Genomic DNA, 22412 nt, shown 5'->3' with positions numbered 1-22412 from the left:
TTCGCGGATCACGGCGCGACGTAGAAGGACGCCACCTGATCGCCGGGCGCGACCTTATAGGCGACGCGATGCTGCTGCTGGCCGAAGCTGGCGTTGAAGACGTAATTCGTGTCGTCGCCTTCCTCGCTCTTCTCGATCAGGTCGAGCCGCGTCAGCGGCCCGGCGTCGCGCAGCATCTTCGAGAAATATTGATTGGCGATCGCGGCGAAGCCCGGCGTCTCCAGCGGCAGATCGGCGTCGGTCAGTTTCTCCGTGCGGACCTTTTCGATCAGCGCGGTGACGCGCTTCGCGATCGCCGGGGCGGGCGCGGGGCGCGGCGGCGGAGCGGTGAGCGCGGGATCCCACAACCCGGCGATCCCGTCCGCCAGTTCGTCGACCTTGGTCTCGGCCGAATTGCTCAGCACGACGATCGACAGCCCGTCGCCGAGATAGCGCGAATAATAGGTCTTAAAGCCCTGCCACGCCCCGCCGTGCGAATAATGCGGCTTGCCCGCGGCCTGCTGCACCTGCCAGCCGAAGCCGTAATGATAGGTCTTGCCGCTGTTGAGCCGCACCGGGGTATAGATCTGCCGCCAGCCGTCGGCGCCGAGCAGTTTCTGCTGCTCGACCCCGCGCGCCCAGGCGATCATGTCGTTGAGCGAGAAATAGAGCGAGCCGTCGGCGGTCGAGTTCATCGTCGGCGACACCCAGTCTTGGTTCTTGAGCGCGCCCTCGACCAGATGATAGCCCGCCGCGCGATGTGGCACGATATCGGCGTCACTGATGCCGCGCGCGGTCTTCATGCCCAGCGGGGCGAAGACGTCCTTGTCGAGGATATCGACATACGTCCGCCCGGTGGCCTTGTGGACGAGGATGCCGAGCACTTCATAAGCGGTGTTGCTGTACGACCAGCGCGCGCCCGGCTTGAAGCTGAGCGGCAAGGCGTAAGCGATCTTGAGCAGTTCGTCCTCGCTATAGTCGCGGCGATAATCGAAATCCTGGCCGTAATTGGGAATCCCCGAGGTGTGGGTGAGCAATTGGCGGACGGTGATCGGGCTCCACCCCGGCGGGGTGCCGGGGAGATATTTGCTCACCGGATCGTCGAGCCCGATCTTCCCCTGTTGCACCGCGAGCATCACCGCCGTCGCGGTGAACATCTTGCCGAGCGAGCCCGATTGGAAGATCGTGTCGGGCGTCACCGGCACGTCATGCTCGACATTGGCGAGGCCATAGCCCTTGGCGATGACGATCGCGCCGTCGCGCAGCACCGCCACCGCGGCGCCCGGCACCTTCTGCGCCTGAAGTTCCTTGGCCATGAACGCATCGACCTCGGCCTTGAATGTCGCCGGATCGGGCGCCGCCATCGCCGGCATCGCCACGGTCAGCGCGGCCAGCGCGCTTGTCACATAAGCAAAAGCTCGCATCCTCTTGTCCCCTTTTTCCCCGAGTATTTGTCGTTGCTTGCCCGTCAGGAGGCGCCGCCGCCCCACACCGTATCGGGGCACCAGATCGTGCCGTCGCGATAGATCGCTCCCGGCGGGCGATCGCGCTGGAGGAGGATCGGGCCGTCGAGATCGACCACATCGCAGAACTGGCCGATGATGAACGCGGGCGCCATCGCGAGCGAGGTGCCGAGCATGTTGCCGACCATCACCCCCAGCCCGCGTGCGCGCGCCAGCTCGACCATCGCCAGCGCCTCGGTCAGCCCGCCGCATTTGTCGAGCTTGATGTTGATCATCGAAAAACCGGGCGCCAGTCGTTCGAGCGACGCCAGATCCTGCACGCTTTCGTCGGCGGCGATCGGGATTGGCGCGGCGAAATCATTGAGCAGGGCGTCGCTGTCGGTCGGGAGTGGTTGCTCGACCAGCGCGACCCGCGCATCGACCAGCACCGGCATCAGCCGTTCGAGCGCCGGGAGGGTGAACCCGCGATTGCCGTCGACGCCGAGCCACACGTCGGGCCGCGCGGCGCGGACCGCGCGCACCCGCGCCGCATCCTCGCGGTCACCGGTCAGCTTGAGCTTGATCGCGCGCGCCTCGGCAAAGTCGGCGGCCTGTCGCTCGACCAGATCGGGGGCGTCGGCCCCGATCGTCCAGACCGTGACGCATGGCTTGAGCGCGGCGATCCCGGCGTTGCGCCACGCCGGCGTGGCGGATCGCGCGGCTTCGAGATCCCATAAAGCGCAATCGAGTGCGTTGCGGGCGCCGCCGGCGAGCAAGTGCGTGTGCAGCTGTGCGCGGGTCAGCCCGGCGGGGAAGGCGTCGCGCGTCGCCTCGATCGTGGCCAGCATCGCCGCGGGGGTTTCGCCGAGATAATCGACCCCCGCCGCCTCGCCGCGCCCGACATGATCGCCGTCGCGAACCGTCACCACGACGATGTCGATCGCGTGATAGGTCCGCCCGGTGATGCGGAACGGCCGGGCGAGCGGCCAAGTTTCAATCTGTGCGTCGATCTGCATCGCGATTATCCCACGGCCGCGGTGAGGTGGTCGAGCATCGCCCCCGATCCGGTGGCGAGCGGATCGAAGCACGGCATTCCGAGCTGCGCCGAAACCGCGCGGAGGTGATCAGCGCGTGCGGCGGCGGGAAGCGCCGAGGTGTTGATCGCGACACCGGCGCAGCGCGCCGCTGGGTTGGTCAGCCGCGCCAGGCGCAGGTTGAGATCGATGCACTCGGCAAGCGCGGGGATCGCAAAATCGGGATAGCCGTCGATATGCGTCCGCCCGGCCGCGTGGCACAGCACGATCGCATCGGGCTGCGATCCGTGGAGCAGCCCGAGCGCGACACCGGCGTAAGCGGGGTGGAACAAGGATCCCTGCCCCTCGATCACATCCCAGTGATCGGCATGATTGTCGGGCGACAGCGTTTCGGCCGCGCCGGCGACGAAATCGGCGACCACCGCGTCGATCGGCACGCCCTCCCCGGCGATCAGGATGCCGGTCTGCCCGGTTGCGCGGAAGCTGGCCTTCATCCCGCGCGCCGCCATGTCGCGCGCGATCGTCAGCGCGGTATATTTCTTGCCGACCGCGCAATCAGTACCGACCATCAGCATGCGCCGCCCGGCGCGCTTGCGCCCCGACGCGATCGGATAGGTCGCCGCCGGCACGCGGATGTCGAACAGCCCGACCCTCGCGGCATCGGCCGCGGCGGCGATTGCGGGAATGCTGCGCAGGCGGATATGCATTCCGCTCGCGACATTGAGCCCGGCGGTCAGCGCGGCGACGATCGGTTCGATCCAATGCGGGGCGATCGTCCCGCCGAACGGCGCGACGCCGATCACCAGCGTCTGCGCGCCGGCCTGCCTGGCGGCGGCGAAATCGAGGTCGGGCAGGCCCAGATCCACGCCGCACCCCGTGAGGCGCGATTGCCCGACGCATTCGTCGCGCGCCCAATCGAGCAAGCCACAGGCCGTCTTGGCGCTCAGCCTGTCGGCAACGTCACCCAGGAACAGCAGATATTTGCCCGGAACCTTCATCCGCCCCAACCATCCTCCCGAAAAGCGGCGCGCGCCCTCGCGGAGTCGCTACCGATCGCAATATGGTATAAATATAACCTAACGTGTCAATAGACATAAAAATAACAATACGAAATCTGCCGTATGTGGGAGGATGGCCGGACAGTCTGATCCACCCGGCGCAGGCCGGGGTCCAGCATCGGGCCGGTCGTAACTGGACCCCGGCCCGCGCCGGGGCGACAGGATGCAATATTCCCGGAAAGCCGATCTCCGAGGAACGTCGACCGGCCGAAGCGGAGCGCTACCCCTCGGTCCGTTTGCGACGCGGGCTGCCGACATGCCCGCTATGCGCCTGATACAGATCGGACAGCCGCTCGAGCCGTTTCTCCACCTTGCCGCCGAGCACGCCGATCACGTCATTGACCAGCAGATTGACCGCGCAGCTCAGCGCGACCTGCGAGCTCCAGAACAATTCCACCTCGGTCGGCACCGCGATGACATGATCGGTATATTTGCGGATCCAGTCGCAGAATTTGTCAGTGATCATCACCACCGGGATATCGCGCCGCCGCGCCGCCGCGGCCAGATCGTGGCATTGCTGCGAATAGCGGCGCATGTCGACCAGCACGAGGCATTGCCCCGCGGGGTCGTCGTCCGCCAGCACCTCGTGGAAATTACCCGCGGTGGCGTCGGGCAGCGTCACGCCCTCGCGCGCATATTGCAGCAGATGCGCGAGCGTCATCGCGACCCCGCGCTCGGTCTGGAAACCGGCGACATGAACCCGGTGGCTGTGCGCCAGCAAGGCGACGATCTCTTTCCAGCCGGGGGTTTCCGCCAGCGCATAAACCTCGATGATCCCGGCCAACTCGAGCTCCAGGCTGCCCCCGCGGCGATCGCTGCCGCCCCCCGCGCCGACGAAGGCGGTCATCTGGTCGCCGACCAGCCACGGCACCCCGGACATTGCGGTGCGCAGCCCGGCCTTGAGGTCCTTGAAGTGGCGATAGCCCATCTTGCGCGAAAAGCGGCCGACCGTGACCGGGCTGACCTGAAGCTTCTCGGCGATCGAATTGGCGGTCTCGAACGCGATCCCGCCGCGATTGGTCAGGATGAAATTGGCGATGATCCGCTCCGCCGGGCTGAACGCGTCGAGATCGTCCTCCAGCCGCTGCAGCAGATCGTGTGCGCCATCCTTCTGCGATTGCATGGAGCCTCCAGCCGTCTTTGCCATCGCGCCTTCCTAGGCCGGAAATGCGCACAAAGCTAACGGCGGTCGACCATTTTCTGTCCTGCGGGGCCGGATGATGCATAATTGACACTCTCCCGCCAATGACATAAAAGTGTCGTATAGCCGATTACGACACTTTTCGTGCGAGATCGGCGCAGCACTACAGGAGGGGAATGGTGTTGGGACGCCGGTGCAGCGAAATCCGAATCGTAATGATGAGCCTCGGCTCGTTCGCGTCATGCCTGGGGCTTGCGGCGCCCGCCGCGGCGCAATCCGCCGCGCAACCGGGCGCGGCGACCAACGACGAGATCCTCGTTACCGCGACGCGGCGTGACGAAACGGTCCGCGACGTGCCGTTCAACATCCAGGCGATCACCGGCGATGCGCTGACCAAGACCGGCGCGCTCAACATCGCGGATATCGCGCGCACCATCCCCGGCCTGTCGATCGCGGACCGCGGCCCGCTCGGCGGCGCGACATTGGTGCTGCGCGGGCTGCGCACCGGCAGCGAGGCGGGGCTTGCGCCGACGACGACGGTCTATGTCGACGAAGTGCCGATGGACCTGCCCTATCATTCGGGACCGCTCGATCTGAAGCTGGTCGACATCGACCGGGTCGAGGTGCTGCGCGGGCCGCAGGGCACCTTGTTCGGTGGGGGCGCGATCGGCGGGACGATCCGCTACATCTCGAAGAAGCCCGATACGAAACTGGTCGAGGGGCGGGTGACCGGGGAGGTTTCGGGCACCGATCACGGCGGGACCAATTACAACGTCACCGGGATGATCAACGTGCCGGTCAACGACTGGATCGCGGTTCGCGCCAATATCGGTCAGTTCGACAATGCCGGCTTTATCGACAATGTCAGGCTCGGCAGAAAAGACGTCAATCGCGACCGCACGACCTCCGCGCGGATCGCGGTGCTGATCAAGCCGGCGCCGAATCTCGAAATCGCGCTGACCTACAATCGGCAGGCGGCGCATTACGGAGACGGCAATTCGGTGCGCGAAAGCCAGCGGCCCGATACGGTCGATTTCACCTATCCGGGCCACGCCGATTATACCGCACAGCTCGCCAATATGACAATCAGCTACGATTTCGGCTGGGCGTCGCTGACTTCAAGCTCCTCCTATAGCAACGAACATTGGGACGGCAGCTTCGACAACACTTTCTATATTCGCGATTCGATCTACGGAAGCTTCCTCAGCCCCGAGGATATCCCCGAATTCACCGTATTCGCGACGCGCCACGCGCGATCGCATGCCTTCACGCAGGAGGTGCGGCTGGTTTCGAAATCGGACGGGCCGTTCAACTGGATCGTCGGCGGATATTATAACAATACCAAGTCGGTCGAAAACTATCAGGAATCGGTGCCGATCCCGTTCCCGGGGCAGGCGGCTTTCGAACAGAATATCCTCGGCGCAAGACTGGCCGACGACAAGGAATATACGTATCGCGACAAGAAGCTGACCAGTCAGGTCGCGTTTTTCGGCGAGCTCAAATACAATCTCACAGCGGCGTGGCAGGCGTCGGTCGGCGGCCGCTGGTTCGACGATCGCGGCACCGGCAATTTCTACTCGATCGATCAGTGGCTGGGGATCGATGCGCGCGACGCGAACGGATTTGCGCGCGCCACGCCGCTGCCCGGCGACATATCCAACGGCCATTATAAGGAGACCGGAACGGTCTGGCGGTTCAACACCTCCTACAAGTTCGGCAAGGCCGGGCTGATCTACGCAACCGTCGCGCAGGGTTTCCGGCCCGGCGGCTTCAACCTCACTACGCCCAATACAGGTATTCCGCCGGCGGGGCGGCAGTTTCGCTCGGACAATATCGTCAGTTACGAGATCGGCGGGAAGTTCTCGCTGCTGAACAACCGGGTCTATGTCAGTTCCGATCTGTTCCGGATCAACTGGTCCGATATCCAGACGACCGTCCGCACCCCGCTCGGCTTCAGTTATCTGGGCAATGCCGGCAAGGCGGTGTCGCAGGGGCTGGAGATCGAGGCGCAGGCGCGCGACGTCGGGCTGCGCGGCGTCTCGCTCAACATCGGCTACAGCTACACCGACGCAAAGCTGACGCAGACCATCGATCATATCGGCTTCGACGGCGAGCATATGCCGCTGGTGCCGCGCCACTCGCTGTCGCTGATGGCGGATTATGCCACGGAGATCGGGCAGGGGATCAAGATCGGCGCGAACTGGCTGTCGACCTATAGCAGCAATGCTTATGCCGATTTCGGGCCGTATAAGCCGGTGCTCGATCGCACCAGCGGCCAGTTCGCCAAGGCCAGCCTCAACCCGCAATATCTGCCGCTCGATTCCTATTGGCTGACCAATGTGTCGCTACGCATCGAGGGCGGCGGCTGGAACGCGCGGGTCTTCGTCGACAATCTCTTCAACACGCGCTTCAAGACCTATCGCGACTTTATCGACGCGCACTCGAACTTCTCCGGTCCGGATGTTTTCTACACGGCGAACCGGCCGCGCACGATCGGCGTCGGGATCGGCAAGCACTTCTGAAGGCGATCGCATCGCTGCTTCGGGAAAGAGAGGCTCGACCCGCGCGGCATCCTCATCCAGATTGGGAGAAGGCATAAAAACGCATAGGCAAAGGCATAGATGCGGGTTGGCATAATCGGGGCCGGGGCGATCGGCGGGTGGATCGGGGTGCGACTGGCGCAGCGTGGCCACGACATCAGCGTGCTGGCGCGCGGCGAGACGCTCGCGGCGATCCGCGCGCTCGGCTGGCGGCTCGACATCGCTGACGAAACGCTGACGGCGCAGGTGGCGGCGTCGGACGATCCGGCGGCGCTCGGCGCGCAGGACGTGATCGTGATCGCGCTCAAGGGCCCTGCGCTGGCGGCCGTCGCGCCGCGCCTCGCGCCGATGATCGCGCCGGGGACGCTGGTCCTGCCGGCGATGAACGGCGTTCCCTGGTGGTTCCTGCTCGGCGGTGACGGCGAATTGCCCGCCACCGCGCTGGCGTCGATCGATGCCGACGGCGCGATCGCCGCCGCGCTTGGCTATGATCGGGTGATCGGCAGCGTCGTCCACGCCTCCGCCGCCGCGATCGGCCCCGGCCATATCGCACACAAGGCAGGCAATCGGCTGATCCTCGGCGAACCGGCGGGTGGGGGCAGCGCGCGGCTCGATCGATTGTGCGCTGTGTTCGCCGACGCGGGCTTCGTGGCGGAGCGCAGCGAGCGCATCCGCTATGAGATCTGGTACAAATTGTGGGGCAATATGACGATGAACCCGATCTCGGCGATCACCGGCGCGACCACCGATCGGATGCTCGACGATCCGCTGGTCGCCGGCTTCACGCTGCGGGTGATGGCCGAAGCGCAGGCGATCGGCGCGCGTATCGGCTGCGCGATCGCCGAGCGCGGGGTGGATCGCATGGCGGTGACGCGGCAGCTCGGCGGGTTCAAGACCTCGATGCTGCAGGATGTCGAGGCGGGGCGGCCGATCGAGATCGACCAATTATTGTCCGCCCCGCGCGAGATCGCCGCGAAGCTGGGCGTCGAGACGCCGGCGCTCGATGCGCTGACCGGGCTGACCCGGTTGTTCGGGAAAGAGCGCGGGCTCTATCCGGCCTGAAAACGTCCCGTTATGGGACAGCCGTCCATAGTGTAAGAATTAACAGATTGTTACCGCAGGTGACAAAAGTTTACGGGGCGCCTCACCATCAGGTCGTTTTGTGTGCCGGCTCGCTCTGGTCGATCCGGTTTGTTGAGTGAGGAAACCAGATTATGAAATCGTTCAAGTTCGCGCTCCTCGCGGCAGGGGTTACCCTTGGCGCGCTCGCCACCTCGGCCGAGGCGGCGACCTGCCTGACCTCCGACGTCAGCGGCGCTTCGTCCTGCTCCGGCTATGTCGCGGGCAACATCTTCAGCAACGGCGGCGGCAACACCAATACGGTAAAGTCGATGCTTTCCGGCCTTGGCTTCGACGCGAGCGGGATTGATTTCGGCGCACTCTATTCGAACGCCGGGCTCAAGCTCTCCAACCTCGGCGGCGCGACGACGCTGTCGTTCGGCGGCGCGCCCGAGCTGTTCGGCGAGACCTTCATCGGCATCCACTGGGGCGGCCAGGGCGGCGGCCAGAGCGCGATCTACAAGCTCGACCTCACCAACCCGGCGAGCGTGATCGAGATCCTCGGCAAGAATCCGGGCGGCACCTCGAACGCCGTGCTGTTCTCGACCACCCCCTTCAATCCGGGCGGCGTGCCTGAGCCGGCGACCTGGGCGCTGATGATCATGGGCTTCGGCCTGGTCGGCGCGACGATGCGTCACCGCCGCGCGAAGGTCAGCTTCGCCTGATCCCCAAAGATCGGCCGCGCCGCCACGCTGGATCCAGCGCGGCGGCGCGGCCTTTTTTTGCGTCACGATCCGCGCGCCTTGCGCCGCCGGCGCAGCCCATAGAGGCAATAGACCGCGCCGCCGGCGACGAGCCATAGCGCCAGCCGCAGCCATGTATCCTGCGGGAGGCTCCACATCAGATAGAGGCATGCCGCGATGCTGAGCAGCGGCGTCCATGGATAGAGCGGCACCAGAAACGGGCGATGCGCGTCCGGCTCGCGCCGTCGCAGGATCACCACGCTGACCGCGACCGTCACGAAGGCGAACAGGGTGCCCATCGAGATCAGCTCGCCGAGCAGGCTGAGCGGCAACAGCCCCGCGGCGATCGCGGCGATCACCCCCGTCACCACGGTGCCGACATGCGGGACGTGCGACCCCGTGCGCACCCGCGTGAAGGCGGACGGCAACAGCCCGTCGCGCCCCATCGCGTAGAAAATCCGCACCTGCCCGAGCAAGGTGACGAGCAGCACCGAGATCAGCCCGGCGATCGCGACGAAACCGATGATCACCTTGGTCCACGCCAGCGCCGGCCCGCCGCTGCTGAGCGCGATATAGACCGGATCGGCGACGTTGAGCAGCCGGTAGCTGACCAGCCCGGTGATCACCAGCCCGACCAAAGCATAGAGCAAGGTCGTCACGCCCACCGAGGCGAGCAACGCGCGCGGGACGGTGCGTTGCGGATCGCGCACTTCCTGCGCCAGCGTCGAGACCGCGTCGAACCCGACATAAGCGAAGAACAGCACCCCCGCGCCCTGCAGCACGCCGGACCAGCCGAATCGACCGAACGTCCCAGCATTGGGCGGGACGAACGGCGTCCAATTGGCATAATCGACGAAGGCGAATCCGGTCGCGACGACCAGCAGCATCGCCGCGACCTTGGCGACGACGATCCAATTGTTGACCCGCGCTGAAAATTCGGTGCCGCGCAGCAAGAGCAGGGTGCAGAAGAGCGTGAGCAGCACCGCCGGCAGATCGATCAGCGATCCCGTCGCGGCGAGCTGTCGATCGCCCGACAATTCGAACGGCGCCTTCGCGAACAGCGCCGGAAAGTCGATGCCGATATCGTGCAGCACCGACTGGAGATAGGCCGACCAGCCGATCGCGACGATCGCCCCGGCGAAGAGATATTCGAGCAGCAGGCACCAGCCGACCATCCACGCCGCGGCTTCGCCCATCGAGGCGTGGCTATAGGAATAAGCGCTGCCCGCGACCGGCATCATCGCCGCCAGCTCGGCATAGCATAGCCCGGCGAGCAGGCAGACCGCGCTCGCGATCAGGAAGGACAAAGCCACCGCCGGCCCGGCATGTTGTGCGGCGACCGTGCCGGTCAGCACGAAGATCCCCGCGCCCACGGTGCTCCCCACCCCGAAGCAGATCAGCGCGAACAACCCGATGTTGCGCGTCAGTTCGCCGTTCTGCTGGCGGTTCCCTTGCAGCGCGGCGATCGTCTGGCGTGCCAGCGGCTTCATGCGCGGCGCCGTTGCGAAATGATGCTCAAGAAGCCCCTCCTGCAGCGCTGCCGCGCTGTTATATTAGTCAGCAGTCGCCATTATATGTTATAATTATAACATGCAAGCGCGGAAGGCTGGGAGGGGCGTGCGAAAACGTGGCCTTGTGCCGGGGTGGATCACATTTCGTGCGCGATACCCTAGGCAACCGGCTCCTGCCTGTCGCCGCACGCTTCCCGGACGATCCAGTCGCGGAAATGGCGGAACATCGGATTGGCGAGCCGATCGGGCGGATAGACCAGATAATAAGCCTGTTCGCCCGAGATCGGCAGATCGAACGGGCATACCAACGCCCCCGACCGAAGCTCGGGCTCGATCAGGAAGCTCGGGATCAGCGCCACCCCGGCGCCGGCCGCCGCCGCCTGCGCGAGCATCAGGAAATGCTCGAAGCTCGGCCCGATCGCCGGCGCGGGGACCGCGACGCCGGCCTGGGCGAACCATTGCGACCAGGCGTTGCGCCGCGATGATTGCACGAGCAGCGGCAGCCGCGCGAGGTCGGCGGGGGTCTTCACCGCATGATCGGCGAGCAGGCGCGGCGAGGCGATCGGAATCGCCGCCTCGCGGAACAACAGGTCATGCTCGACATGCGGCCAATCGGGCAGGCCGAAATGGATCGCGGCATCGAAGTTTTCGTCGGCGAAATCGAATTCGTCGGACCGCGCGAGGAAATTGACGATCAGATCGGGATGCCGCTCGGTCAGCCCGGGAAGCCGCGGCGCCAGCCAGCGCATTCCGAAGCTCGGCAGTGTCGAGATCGACAATTCCTGCTCGGGCCGCCGTTCGAGCGCGCGCGCCGTCGCGCGGCGGATGCGTTCGAGCGCAGGGGTGATCGCTTCGGCATAATCGCTGCCCTCGGCGCTCAGCACGACGCGCCGGCCGCGCCGCTCGAACAGCGTCATCTGCAGCCAGCTTTCGAGATGCGCGATCCGCCGGCTGACCGCGCTTTGCGTCAGCCCCACTTCCTTGCCCGCGGCAGAGAAATTGCCGTGCCGCGCGGCGGCGGCAAAGCAATGCAACGCGGCCATCGGCGGCAACAAGCGGCGCGCGGCGTCATTCATTCCGTTTGCTCATATGAACATGCGCCTTTGTCGTTTTGCCGAACGACTGAAATCGAGGAAGTGAAATCCTTAAGACCGGAGGCGTAAATGACAAGTTCGAATGAGAGCGTGATGCTGAAGCTCGCCGCCGGGGTGCTGGGCGTCGAGGGCGCGCACGCCGCGATCGCCAAGCTCGATCTCGATCCCGCGCTCGACAGCCCTGACACCGGATCGGTCACGCGCAAGAGTTTCGCGGCGGCGCTCAACCTGGTGTTGTTCCACGGTCTGCTCGCGCGTGTGCCCTCGGGTGCGGCCTATGTCGGCGATGTGGTCGCGGCTGGCGGCAGGATCATGTTCGATCACGGCGCGTTGCGCACGATCCGCTTTGCCGAGGGGCCGACCGGCGATCTTCCCGCCGGCGAGGATGCCTTCGCGCGTATCCTGAAGCCGCTTGGCTATAGCGTTGCGGGCGTCTATCCGCTGCCGCGCATCGGCATGACCGGTCGCGCCTATCGTCACGACGACGCCCCCGAAAGCATCGCGCAATTCTTCGTCAGCGAATTGCATGTCGAACGCTTCGGCCCATTATTCGAGAAAGCGGCGCGGCGGGTGTTCGGCAAGTCGCGCGATCCGCTCGGCGATGCGGCGCATCGCGCGCTGGCCGGATTCGCCGCGACCGGCTGCGTCGCGTTCGATGTCGCGGCGGCCGCGCTTCCCGAGATCGTCCGCGCCTTTGCCTGTCATCACAATGCGCCGCGGGTGACCGATTACGAGCTGTTGCTCGCGCATTCGGCCGAGGCGGCGTGGATCGCGACCGAGGGCAATGCCTTCAATCACGCCACCGATCGCGTCGCCGATGTCGAAGCGCTCGCCGCGGCGCAGCGCGCGCTCGGGCGGCCGATGAAGGATGCGGTCGAGGTATCGACCAACGGCCGGGTGCGCCAGACCGCGTTTCGCGCCGATCCCGTCGCGCGGCGTTTCATCGATACCGCGGGCGGCGTCGTCACGCGGCTGGTGCCGGGCTCGTTCTACGAATTCATCACCCGCGATATCGATCCGGCGACGGGCGCGCTCGATCTGACCTTCGACAGCGGCAATGCGCAGGGCATCTTCGCGATGACCAAGGCGGCATGAACGATCTGCTGGCCGCGCTCGGCGACGCGATCGGCGCGGACAATGTCCTCGTCGGACGCAGCGATCTCGAACGCTATGAGACCGACGGGCGGCAGCACGCCGGCCGCGCGCTGGCGGTAGTGCGCCCAGCGACGACGAGCGGCGTTTCGGCGATCCTGCGGCTTGCGGCGCAGCATGGCGTGGCGGTGATCGCGCAGGGCGCGCGCACCGGGCTGGTCGGCGCCGGGCTCGCCGACGATCGCGGCGAGATGCTGGTCCTCAGCCTCGAACGGCTATCGCGGGTGATCGAGATCGACGCCGCCAACCGCAGCGTCACCGCGGAGGGTGGCGCGTTGCTCTCGACGATCAACGCCGCCGCGCACGAAGACGGCTTGTTCTTCCCGATCGATCTCGGCGCGGATCCGTCGGTCGGCGGGATGATCGCCGCCAACACCGGCGGCGCGCGTTTCCTGCGCTACGGCGATGTGCGGCGCAATCTGCTCGGGCTCGAAATCGTCCTCGCCGACGGGGCGGGAACCGTGCTCGAACTCGGCGGCGCGCTGTGGAAGAACAATGTCGGCGTCGATCTCAAGCAACTCGTCGCCGGCACCTCCGGCGCGTTCGGGGTGGTCACCCGCGCGACGCTGGCGCTTCAGCCGCGCCCGGCGGCGCAGGTCACCGCGCTGGTCGCATTGCGTCGCGCCGATGCCGCGACCGGGCTCGCCGCGCTGCTCGAAGCGCATTTCGGTACGTTGATCACCGCGTTCGAGGGCATGTCCGCCAATGCGCTCGCCGCGGCCTTCGCGCATGTCCCGCGGCTGCGCAATCCGTTTCCCGGGCCGATCCCGCCTTATGCCGTGCTGATCGAGCTTTCGAGCGGGCCGGTGCTCGGCGAGGATGCGCTCGAACACGCGCTGGGCGAGGCGCTGGCCGGGCTGATCGACGATGCCGGGTCGGCGATCATCGATGTCGCGGTCGATCGCCGCGACGCGCTCTGGGCGATCCGCCACGCGATCCCCGAAGGGCTGCGCGCATCCGGGCAAGTCATCGCCTGCGACATCGCGCTCCGCCGCGGCGATGTGATGCGGTTTCGCGATGAGGTGGCGGCCGGTGTCGCGGCGCGCTGGCCGGGGCTGGCGGTGTGCGATTTCGGGCATATCGGCGACGGCGGGCTGCACTTCAATCTCGTCTGGCCGGGCACCGCCGGCGCGCTCGATCCCGCCGTCGGCGAGGCGGTGCGCGACTATGTCTTCGCCACGGTGGTCGAGGAATTCGGCGGCAGTTTCAGCGCGGAACACGGCATCGGCCCGCGCAACATCAAACATTATGCGCGGTTCGTCCCTGAAGGCGTGCGGCGTGTTTCGGGGCAAATCCAGCGGCTGCTCGCGCCGCAGGGGTTGGGCCGCGTCGATTTCGGATCAACCAGCATCTAGAAAGGAAGTCTCTCGTGTCCGACAAGATCATGGCGGTGTACAACCGCGCACCCGTGGTGTTCGAGCGCGGCGAGGGCGCCTGGCTCTATACCGCGGACGGCGATGCCTATCTCGATTGCGTCGCCGGGATCGCGACCAACGGGCTGGGCCACGCCAATCCCATACTGATCGCGGCGCTGACCGAACAGGCCGGCAAGATCTGGCACCTCTCCAATATCTTCCGCATCCCGGGGCAGGAGGAACTGGCGCAGCGGCTGACCGCAAACAGCTTTGCCGACGTGGTGTTCTTCGGCAATTCGGGGTCCGAGGCGATCGAATGCGCGCTCAAGACCGCGCGCAAGTTTCACGCCGCCAACGGCCAGCCCGAGCGGATCGACGTGATCGGTTTCGCCGGGTCATTCCACGGCCGCACCTATGCCGCGGTCAATGCCTCGGGCAATGCGGCCTATATCGAGGGCTTCGGCCCGCGGCTGCCGGGCTATGTCCAGCTCGGCCTCGATGACATGGATGCGATCGCCGCGGCGATCGCGCGGCCAACCACCGCGGCGCTGATCGTCGAGCCGGTGCAGGGCGAGGGCGGTGCGCGCGCGTTGAGCGGCGAGTGGCTGGCGGAAGTGCGTCGCCGCTGCACCGAGGCGGGGGTGCTGCTGATCTATGACGAGGTGCAATCCGGCATGGGGCGCACCGGCAAGCTTTTCGCGCACCAATGGTTCCCCGGCACCGAGCCCGATATCATGGCGGTCGCCAAGGCGCTCGGCGGCGGCTTTCCGGTCGGCGCATGCCTCGCCACGGCGGAGGCGGCGAAGGGGATGATCTTCGGCGCGCACGGCTCGACCTTCGGCGGCAACCCGCTCGCGATGGCGGTGGCGATCGCGGCGTTCGACGAAATCGCGCGCCCTGATACGCTCGCGCATGCCGCGGCGCTGGCGGAGGATTTGTCGCGCGGGTTGCGTGATATCGCCGGGCGTTATGGCGATGTCATCGTCGATGTCCGCGGCAAGGGATTGCTGATCGGGGTCAAGCTGGTCACCAACAATCGCGATTTCATGGCCGCGGCGCGCGATCAGCGGCTGCTCGTCGCCGGCGGCGGGGACAATTGCGTGCGGCTTCTGCCGCCGCTCAACATGACACAGGACGATGCGGCGGAGGCGCTGCGCCGGTTCGAGGCGACCTGCGCGGCCGTGCGCGCGACGCAGCCCAAGGCGGCCTGATGCTCGTCGTCCGGCCCGCGGGGCCGGCGGACCTCGATGCGTTGATCGACCCCGCCGGTGCCCCGGCTCGGCAGTGAGCGCCTGATCGCCGGCGCGCCCCGGTCAGGGCACGGCGGGGGCGTGCAACAGGAAATAGGGCAGGATGCGCGTCGTCAGATCGCGCATCGCGCCGTCGTTTTCGCCGAGCATATCGCGGATATGAGGCCCGATCACCGCATCGCCGAATGCCGTCACCGCCATCAGCAACACGATATTGCGAACCCGGCCGTCGGCTTCAGGATCGCTGGTCTGGGCGACGATCACCTCGACCAGCGAGCGTACCGCATCGCGCACCGGTTCGAGATGTTCGACATTGCCCGACAGGATGATCCATGCGGCGAGCGGACCCGCCCCGCCCTTGGCAAAGGCATCGAAGACGCGGTCGACGATCGTGCGCGGCGCGCGCGCGTCGGTTCGGACCGATTCCACCACATGATCGAGCGCGACGGTGAGATCCTTGATCATCGATTCCATCAGCGCCATCTGCAGGCCCGCCGCCGATCCGAAATGATAAAGGATATTGGCGTGGGTCATGCCCAGTTCGTCGCCAACATTGGCGAGCGTCACCGCGTGCGGCCCCCGTTCGAGTAACAGCCGGCGTGCGACGGTCAGCGCCTCTTCGCGCACTTCGGGGCCGGGTCGCTTGCGCCGTTTCGCAGGCGCCGACGAACGCATGGTCATGCTTCAATTCCTTGCGGTCGATCAACCTGATCGCCGTTTGGCCCGACAGGGCCGGTCGTTCGCCCAAGGCGAGGTTTGTCCCGTATGAGGGCGCTGCCGCGCGCATGCTGAAATCGGGAGATCAGACGGCACGGCCGGGGCCGCGTCTCGCCGTGCTTCTACCTTTGCCGACGAGCGTGGCGGCTAGCGGTGTCGGCTACAGCCCGGGATACATACTTGATCGACCTCATACTCTGGTCTCCTCACACGGGGCCGGATCGACCCCGGCCGTTCGGCCACAGGACCGATTCGGCCACTTCTCCTCTATGACCCACGACGCGCGCCGATAAGACGCGATGACGCCAAATCATGTCGGATTCCACTAAAGCTGTCCCAAAACAGGACGAAAATACCTGGAGCGCCTACGTTATCTGCTTCCAATGACGATTGCGTGGCATGTGCCCGATGCCAGGGTTGAACCGATTGGTCGGATCGAGGCTGCGATAGAAATCCGCGAGGACTGGCTTGGCGTGGTAGAGATGGCCGACATTGTGCTCGGCGGGATATTCGGCGCCGCGGGCATCGAGGATCTCGAGCATGCGATGCTCCAGCGCCAGCGGATCGACGCCCTTCCGCACGATATAATCCTGGTGGAAGACGTGGCAGAAGAAATGCCCGTAATAGAGGCGGTGGAGGATATCGCCGGCGATGTCGTCGGGCAGTTCCTCCACCCATTGTCGGGCGTTGCGCGGCAAGGCGATATCGAGCGCGACGATATCCTCGACCTCTCCCGCATGGACCGCGCGGTAACGCACCGCTGCCCCTGCCGCGACGAAACGGTGGAGAAAGGCGTCCGCAGCTTCCTGCGCGGTACATTCGAAAAAGCCGCTCGCGGCGTCGTCGAACTGCGACGCCAGCAAGGCGCGCGTCGCGGCAGCGGCCGACCCCGGCACCTTGAGGATCAGATGGTGCTCGAAGCGATCGCGATAGTCGCGCATCCGCCGTGGGAGATGATCGGGCAGCACACGCCCGATGCGCTGCATCAGCCGATCGCTGAGATGCGCCCCGGCCGGGCCCAGCCGCCGCGCCCATGAATCGAATCGCGCCTTGGCCGCGAACAGATGCGGCAGCCGCGCGGTGCCGATCCGCTTGATCGCCGCGAACATATCCTTCCCGTAGCGGTCGGCGATGTCGAACACCGCACGATGCATATATTCGCCCGCGATCGGCAGATGCTCGAACGTGCCGAGAATCGTCCGCCGCAGCGTGGTGAGCTTGGCGGGATCGTTGGTCCCGAGATAGAAAGTGACGCTCCCTTCCTCCTTGGGAAAGGTATCGAGCCGCACCGCGAAGACGATCAGCTTGCCCGCGCTTCCGGCGGCTTCGAACAGGCAGCGGCTGTCGGCGTTGAACCGCGCCGGCCGGTCGCTGTCGATCTTGCGGACATGGCTGACATAGGATCGATCGTGCGCCCAGCGATCGCTGCAGCCGTCGACCTCGGCCGCGCCGAAAGCGCCGGTGTCGAGCCGGTGGAGCATCGCCTCCGGCTCGTTCCCCAGATCGATGCCGAGGTGATTGACGAGGCTGAGGCTGCCGTCGTCGCCGATCATCCCGAACAGGGCGAGCTGGGTGAACGCCGGCCCGCGCTGGATCAGCGACCCGCCCGAATTGTTGCAGACCCCGCCGACCACCGATGCGCCGAGGCAGGAGGAACCGATCACCGAATGCGGCTCGCGCCCGAGCGGCAGCAGCGCGCGTTCGAGTTCGTTGAGCGTCGCGCCGGCGAGGCATACGACCTGTTCGGCGTCGCGGACCAGATGGATGCCCTTGAGGCGGACGGTGCTGATGATCACCACGCCGCCCGGATAATCGTCGCCCGACGGGGTCGAGCCGCCGGTCAGCCCGGTGTTCGATGCCTGCATGATGATGCTGACATCGGCCGCGACGCAGGCCTGGGCGACGCGCCACAATTCGACCAGCGTCCCCGGCAGGACGACCGCCAGCGCCGCGCCCGATCCGGTACGATATCCCTCGCGAAAGCGTGCGGTGGCGCGCGGTGCGGTGAGCACCTTGCGTCGCCCGACGATATCGCGAAGGCGGTCGAGCAAGGCGGCGGGGGCGGTCATGATCGAGGTCCGTTCTGGCGCACTGGCGGTCGATAGGAGGAGAAATGGCCGAAAGGCGATTCAGCGGTTGTCGCGGGTGTGGCGATGGTGCTTAACCGCCGCGATTCTTTCCCCATATATGGGTTCTCATGACCTTTTATCTCGGCGTAGACGCTGGCGGCAGCAATTGCCGGTCGCGGTTGATCAAATCTGACGGAACCGTGATCGGCACCGGGGCGACCGGGCCCGCCAATGCCCGGATCGGCATGGACAATCTCTATGCCACCCTGGTCGAGGTGACCGATCAGGCGATCCGCGAAGCGGGGCTCGGCGCTGACGATGTGCGGCGGATCCGTGCGGGCATGGGGATCGCGGGCATCTCGCGCCCGGGGGTCAAAGAGCATCTCGGGGATTTCGCCTTTCCCTTCGCATCCGTCGCTTATGAGACCGATGCCTATATCGCCAACCTCGGCGCCAATGCCGGCGGCGAGGGCGCGATCCTGATCATCGGCACGGGGAGCATCGCGCATATCCGGCTGGCGGACGATTGCTTCACGATCGGCGGCTATGGCTTTCCGATTTCGGACGAGGGCAGCGGCGCGGCGCTGGGGCTGAGCGCGATGCGCCACGCCTTGCGCGCGCTCGACGGGCGCACTCGCCGTACCCCGCTCAGCAGCGCGGTGACCGAGCGTTTCGATCACGATACCGCCAAGGCGATCGCCTGGATGGATGAGGCGACGCCGCGCGATTACGGCAGCCTCGCACCGCTGGTGATGGATTATGCCGAGGCCGACGATGCGATCGCGCGGTCGATCGTCGAGGATGCCGCATTGCATATCGAACGCTTCATCGAGACGATCTTCGAGCGCGGCGCGCCGCGTTGCGTATTGGTCGGGGGGCTCGCGCCGCGGATGATGCCGTGGCTGCGCGCGCGGACCGTGGCGCGCCTCAGCAGCGCGATGGGCGATCCGCTCGACGGCGCGTTGCGGCTGGCGGGGCATCATCCGGTCACTGCGTCTTGACCTCGTCGTCGGTCATGATGTGCCGGCCGTCGAGCCAGTCGACGATCTCGCGCGCAGCGGGCTGATCGATATCGGCATAACGCGCGCGCAGTACCTCGCGGCGCGCGCCGAGCCGCTCCCAGCCGGTATCCTGCAGCGCGAGCAGATCGTCGCGCACCATTGCCGCCAGCTCGTCGCCGAGCAGCGCGCGTGCTGCGGTATCGAAGGCCCGGCCGTAACTGTACCCGTCCCCTTGCGCATAATTGGCCGCGAGCGTCAGCGCGGGGATGCAGGACAATCGCGGCTGGATCGCGGGGTTGATCGCATGGCCGGTGAGATGCCCGGCGATCGCCGACGGACGCCCGGTGAAGCCGCGCAGATGCAGGAAACGCGACATGCGCGATCCGTCGTTGACCGGGTAATTATCCCACAGGCACACTTTGCGGCCCAGTTCCGCCTCGACTTCGCGAAGGTGCCCGACGCCGATCTCGGGCGAGAAGACTTCCTCGCCGGTCCAGTAGATCCGCACCTCCGGATCGAGCAGCCGCCCGAGCTCGGCGAGATAGCCCTCTGGCCGCCGGCCGAATACCCGATCGAGCACCGGGTCATAGGAATAATAGCTCGGGCAGAAATAGAGCCGGGTCGCGCGCGTGTGCTGGCTGCAGAAATCGACCAGTTCGGCCTGCTGGCGTGCGAGATCGGGAAGATCGCCGCGCAGATCGTCGAACAGGATCGCGAGATCGTCGATGCCGATCGCGTCGAAGGCGGCGAGCCGCTCGATCAATTGGCCGCGCGCGGCATCGTCGAAAGGATGCGTCGCCCCCATCGGGGTAAGCGCGATGCCGAAACGCACGCCCGCGTCCCGGCAATCGCCGGCGAAGGCGGCGAGCGCGGCGGTCTGTGCCGGCGGATGCGGCTCGCGCCATATGCGGCGCAGATGAGCATCGCCCTTGGGGCCATAATGATAGAAACGATAGCCGGCGCCGGCGAGGGTGCGCATTACCTCGCTGCGCTCCTCCCACGACCAGGGCGTGCCGAAACGCCCCTCGATCACCCCCAGTTCGACCGTCATTCACCCAACTCCTCGAGTGCGCCCGCGATCCAGGTTCGCGTGACGCGGCGCTGGCGGTCAAGATGGACGAGATCGGCGCGCAGGCCGGCCGCGATCGCGCCGGTCTCCCCGGCGAGGCCGAGGAATCGCGCGGGGTTGCCGCTCGCCATTTGCGACGCCTCGACGATCGAGCATCCCAGCATGTCGATCGCGTTGCGGAACGCCTCGGCCATCGTGAGCGCCGATCCGGCGAGCGTGCCATCCGGCCCGCGGCACATGCCGTCGACCATTTCGACGCGTTGCCCCATCAGCGTGAAGGAGGTGGCGCTGCCGCCGACCGGGGACATGGCGTCGGTGACCAGCATCGCGCCGGCGATGCCGCGCGCTGCGATCGCCACCTTCAGCGTCGCCGGATGGACATGGAAACCGTCGACGATCAGCCCGAAATGGCTGGCGCGATCGGTGAGCGCGGCGCCGACCATTCCTGGCTCGCGGCTGCCGAGCTGGGTCATCGCGTTGAACAAATGGGTGAAGCCAGACAATCCCTCGGCGAGCGCGGCGCGGGTCTGCGCGTGGTTCGCAAGGCTGTGCCCCGCCGCGACCAGCACCCCCGCCTCGCGTAGACGCCGGATCGTGCCGGGCGGGGCGAGCTCGGGCGCCAGCGTCACCAGCCGGATGCCGCGGGTCGGCCGAGTTAGCCGCGCGAGCACGCTCTCGTCGATCGTGGTGAAGCGTCCGGCGTCGTGGATACCCTTTTTCGCGGGGTTGAGATGCGGGCCCTCGATATGCAGCCCGAGTACGCCGGGCGCCCCCGCCGCCAACGCCGCCTCGGCCGCGCCGATCGCGGCGTCGGTCACTTCCGGGTGATCGCTGATCAACGTCGGCAACATGCCGGTGGTGCCGAAGCGCCGGTGCGCCCGCGCGATCGTGCGCATGCCCTCGATGCTCGGCATATCGTTGAGCAGCACGTCGCCGCCGCCATTGACCTGGGTATCGATGAAGCCGGGGACGAGGCAACCGCCGTTGAGCCGTCTGACGGCATAATCCGACGGAATCTCCGCGGCACCGGTCCAGCCGACGATCCGCTCGCCTTCGATGAGCAAAGCCTGCTCCTCGATCAATTCGGTCGGCAGCACCAGGCCGGCGCCGGTCAGCGCAATGCGGGTCATAATGTCCGGGTCACTTTCGCGAGATGCGGCGGGCGATCCGGGTCACGCCCGCGCGCGATCGCGACTGCATTGGCGAGGCCGTAGAAGCTCTGGATCGCGGCGATCGCACCGATCACCGGATGCTCGCCGGCGGGGGCGGGGAATTGGATCGTCGCCGCGGCGATGTCGTCGGCCGGGCCGGCGGCGATCACCGGGGCGCCGCGCGCGGCGAAATCGGCGAGTCGCTCGCGCAGGCCATGCGCCGAAACGTCGCCCGGGCCGAAGGCAAGGACCGGATCGCCCGCCTTGACCAATGTCATCGGCCCGTGCGCCACCTCGGCCGAGCTGAATGCCTCGGCATAAAGGCCGGCGGTTTCCTTGAGCTTGAGCGCGGCTTCGCCCGCGACCGGCAGCGTCGGTCCGCGCCCGAGGACGAGCAGGTCGCTGGCGGGGACGAGATAGGGAAGCGCGGCGGACCAATCCTGCGCCGCGGCCTCCCGCAAGCGCGGTCCGATCCCGGAAAGCGCCCCGAGCAGCGCGTCATCGCCGCTCCATTCGCCGACGAGATGGGTCAGCGCGACGAGCGTCGCGATGAAGCTCTTGGTCGCGGCGACGCTGCTCTCGGTGCCGGCGTGGACCGGGATCGTGATATCGGCGAGTACCGCGAGCGGCGAGGCGGTGTCGTTGACCAAAGCGACCACGATCGCACCCTGCCGCTGCGCATCCTCGCTCGCGGCGATGAGATCGGGGCTGCGGCCCGATTGCGAGATCGCGATCAACGGGATGCCGCGAAAGTGCGGCGACGAGGCGCGGTAAAGCGACCCCACCGACGGCGCGTGGCTGAGCGTCGGGATGCCGGCGTGGATTTCGAGGAGGTGCTTGGCGAACCCCGCCGCCTGATCCGAGCTGCCGCGTGCCAACGTCGCGGCAAAGCGCGGCGCGAGATCGCGCAGCCGGCGACCAGCTTCGCGGACGAGGGTGGCATTGCGTGCGAGTTGGGCCTCGCAGACATCGGGGGTTTGGCGCGCTTCGATGAGCATCCGGCCGGTTTGGGCGTGCATGAACGATGAATACCAATATGGCATTTTG

The 22412-nt window shown here is 66.6% G+C and carries 18 protein-coding genes; 7 read left to right on the top strand and 11 right to left on the bottom strand.

Translation table 11 applies throughout. The annotated features are described in order from the left end of the window. Positions 1–8 precede the first annotated feature (8 nt). From NED98_RS01355 to NED98_RS01340, 4 genes are all read right to left on the bottom strand, one after another. Entirely contained in the window at positions 9–1403 is a 1395-nt protein-coding gene (locus NED98_RS01355) for a serine hydrolase domain-containing protein (protein ID WP_265311587.1), read from the bottom strand. 44 nt (positions 1404–1447) lie between these two features. Further along, entirely contained in the window at positions 1448–2437 is a 990-nt protein-coding gene (locus NED98_RS01350) for a dipeptide epimerase (RefSeq protein ID WP_265311586.1), read from the bottom strand. Positions 2438–2442: 5 nt separating this feature from the next. Continuing rightward, entirely contained in the window at positions 2443–3453 is a 1011-nt protein-coding gene (gene dgcN, locus NED98_RS01345; protein ID WP_265311585.1) for an N-acetyltransferase DgcN, read from the bottom strand. A 280-nt stretch (positions 3454–3733) separates the two neighbouring features. Next, entirely contained in the window at positions 3734–4636 is a 903-nt protein-coding gene (locus NED98_RS01340; RefSeq protein WP_265311584.1) for a MurR/RpiR family transcriptional regulator, read from the bottom strand. Between the two features lie 236 nt (positions 4637–4872). Between NED98_RS01340 and NED98_RS01335 the strand changes: the two genes are divergently transcribed. From NED98_RS01335 to NED98_RS01325, 3 genes are all read left to right on the top strand, one after another. Then, entirely contained in the window at positions 4873–7176 is a 2304-nt protein-coding gene (locus NED98_RS01335) for a TonB-dependent receptor (RefSeq protein ID WP_265311583.1), read from the top strand. A gap of 99 nt (positions 7177–7275) precedes the next feature. Beyond that, positions 7276–8256: a 2-dehydropantoate 2-reductase gene (locus NED98_RS01330; RefSeq protein ID WP_265311582.1), complete on the top strand. Its 981-nt coding sequence runs from the start codon at positions 7276–7278 to the stop codon at positions 8254–8256. Between the two features lie 152 nt (positions 8257–8408). Further along, complete coding sequence (locus tag NED98_RS01325) at positions 8409–8978, top strand: PEPxxWA-CTERM sorting domain-containing protein (protein ID WP_265311581.1); 570 nt, start codon at positions 8409–8411, stop codon at positions 8976–8978. A 62-nt stretch (positions 8979–9040) separates the two neighbouring features. Here the strand turns inward: NED98_RS01325 and NED98_RS01320 are convergent, their stop codons facing one another. Together NED98_RS01320 and gcvA are read right to left on the bottom strand one after the other, a co-directional pair. Further along, the gene (locus NED98_RS01320) at positions 9041–10486 is read right to left on the bottom strand and encodes an amino acid permease (RefSeq protein WP_265311580.1); all 1446 of its coding nucleotides are present in this window, start codon (positions 10484–10486) and stop codon (positions 9041–9043) included. Between the two features lie 179 nt (positions 10487–10665). Continuing rightward, positions 10666–11583 carry a transcriptional regulator GcvA gene (gene gcvA / locus NED98_RS01315; RefSeq protein WP_265311579.1) on the bottom strand — a complete coding sequence of 306 codons (918 nt, stop codon included), beginning with the start codon at positions 11581–11583 and terminating at the stop codon, positions 10666–10668. A gap of 87 nt (positions 11584–11670) precedes the next feature. On the opposite strand from gcvA, the gene NED98_RS01310 reads away from it, so the two are divergent. Genes NED98_RS01310 through NED98_RS01300 form a run of 3 tightly spaced genes read left to right on the top strand, consistent with a single transcriptional unit; the run spans position 11671 to position 15319 of the window. Next, entirely contained in the window at positions 11671–12696 is a 1026-nt protein-coding gene (locus NED98_RS01310) for a DUF1338 domain-containing protein (RefSeq protein ID WP_265311578.1), read from the top strand. Continuing rightward, positions 12693–14108 carry an FAD-binding oxidoreductase gene (locus NED98_RS01305; protein WP_265311577.1) on the top strand — a complete coding sequence of 472 codons (1416 nt, stop codon included), beginning with the start codon at positions 12693–12695 and terminating at the stop codon, positions 14106–14108. Before NED98_RS01310 ends, NED98_RS01305 begins: the two co-directional genes overlap by 4 nt. 14 nt (positions 14109–14122) lie before the next feature. Continuing rightward, entirely contained in the window at positions 14123–15319 is a 1197-nt protein-coding gene (locus NED98_RS01300; RefSeq protein WP_265311576.1) for an aspartate aminotransferase family protein, read from the top strand. 102 nt (positions 15320–15421) lie between these two features. Here NED98_RS01300 and NED98_RS01295 read toward each other — a convergent pair whose 3' ends face one another. Both NED98_RS01295 and dld read right to left on the bottom strand, forming a co-directional pair. Further along, the gene (locus NED98_RS01295) at positions 15422–16039 is read right to left on the bottom strand and encodes a TetR/AcrR family transcriptional regulator (protein WP_265311575.1); all 618 of its coding nucleotides are present in this window, start codon (positions 16037–16039) and stop codon (positions 15422–15424) included. Between the two features lie 401 nt (positions 16040–16440). Then, positions 16441–18144, bottom strand: coding sequence for a D-lactate dehydrogenase (gene dld / locus NED98_RS01290; RefSeq protein ID WP_265311574.1), 1704 nt, complete (start codon positions 18142–18144; stop codon positions 16441–16443). Positions 18145–18272: 128 nt separating this feature from the next. Between dld and NED98_RS01285 the strand changes: the two genes are divergently transcribed. Beyond that, on the top strand, positions 18273–19145 hold the full coding sequence (locus tag NED98_RS01285) for a glucosamine kinase nucleotide-binding domain-containing protein (protein WP_265311573.1): 873 nt from the start codon (positions 18273–18275) through the stop codon (positions 19143–19145). Here the strand turns inward: NED98_RS01285 and NED98_RS01280 are convergent. From NED98_RS01280 to NED98_RS01270, 3 genes are read right to left on the bottom strand one after another with little or no spacing between them, the layout of a single operon-like run. Then, complete coding sequence (locus tag NED98_RS01280) at positions 19132–20196, bottom strand: protein O-GlcNAcase (protein WP_265311572.1); 1065 nt, start codon at positions 20194–20196, stop codon at positions 19132–19134. The genes NED98_RS01285 and NED98_RS01280 overlap by 14 nt on opposite strands. Beyond that, the gene (gene nagA / locus NED98_RS01275; RefSeq protein WP_265311571.1) at positions 20193–21344 is read right to left on the bottom strand and encodes an N-acetylglucosamine-6-phosphate deacetylase; all 1152 of its coding nucleotides are present in this window, start codon (positions 21342–21344) and stop codon (positions 20193–20195) included. Before nagA ends, NED98_RS01280 begins: the two co-directional genes overlap by 4 nt. Continuing rightward, positions 21341–22384, bottom strand: a complete 1044-nt coding sequence (locus NED98_RS01270; protein WP_265311570.1) for an SIS domain-containing protein — start codon at positions 22382–22384, stop codon at positions 21341–21343. Before NED98_RS01270 ends, nagA begins: the two co-directional genes overlap by 4 nt. Positions 22385–22412: the final 28 nt, after the last annotated feature.

Source organism: Sphingomonas lycopersici (assembly GCF_026130605.1).
Classification (GTDB): Bacteria; Pseudomonadota; Alphaproteobacteria; order Sphingomonadales; family Sphingomonadaceae; genus Sphingomonas; species Sphingomonas lycopersici.
Note: the sequence above shows the minus strand (reverse complement) of the source record. Positions and strands in the feature narration are given on the sequence as shown.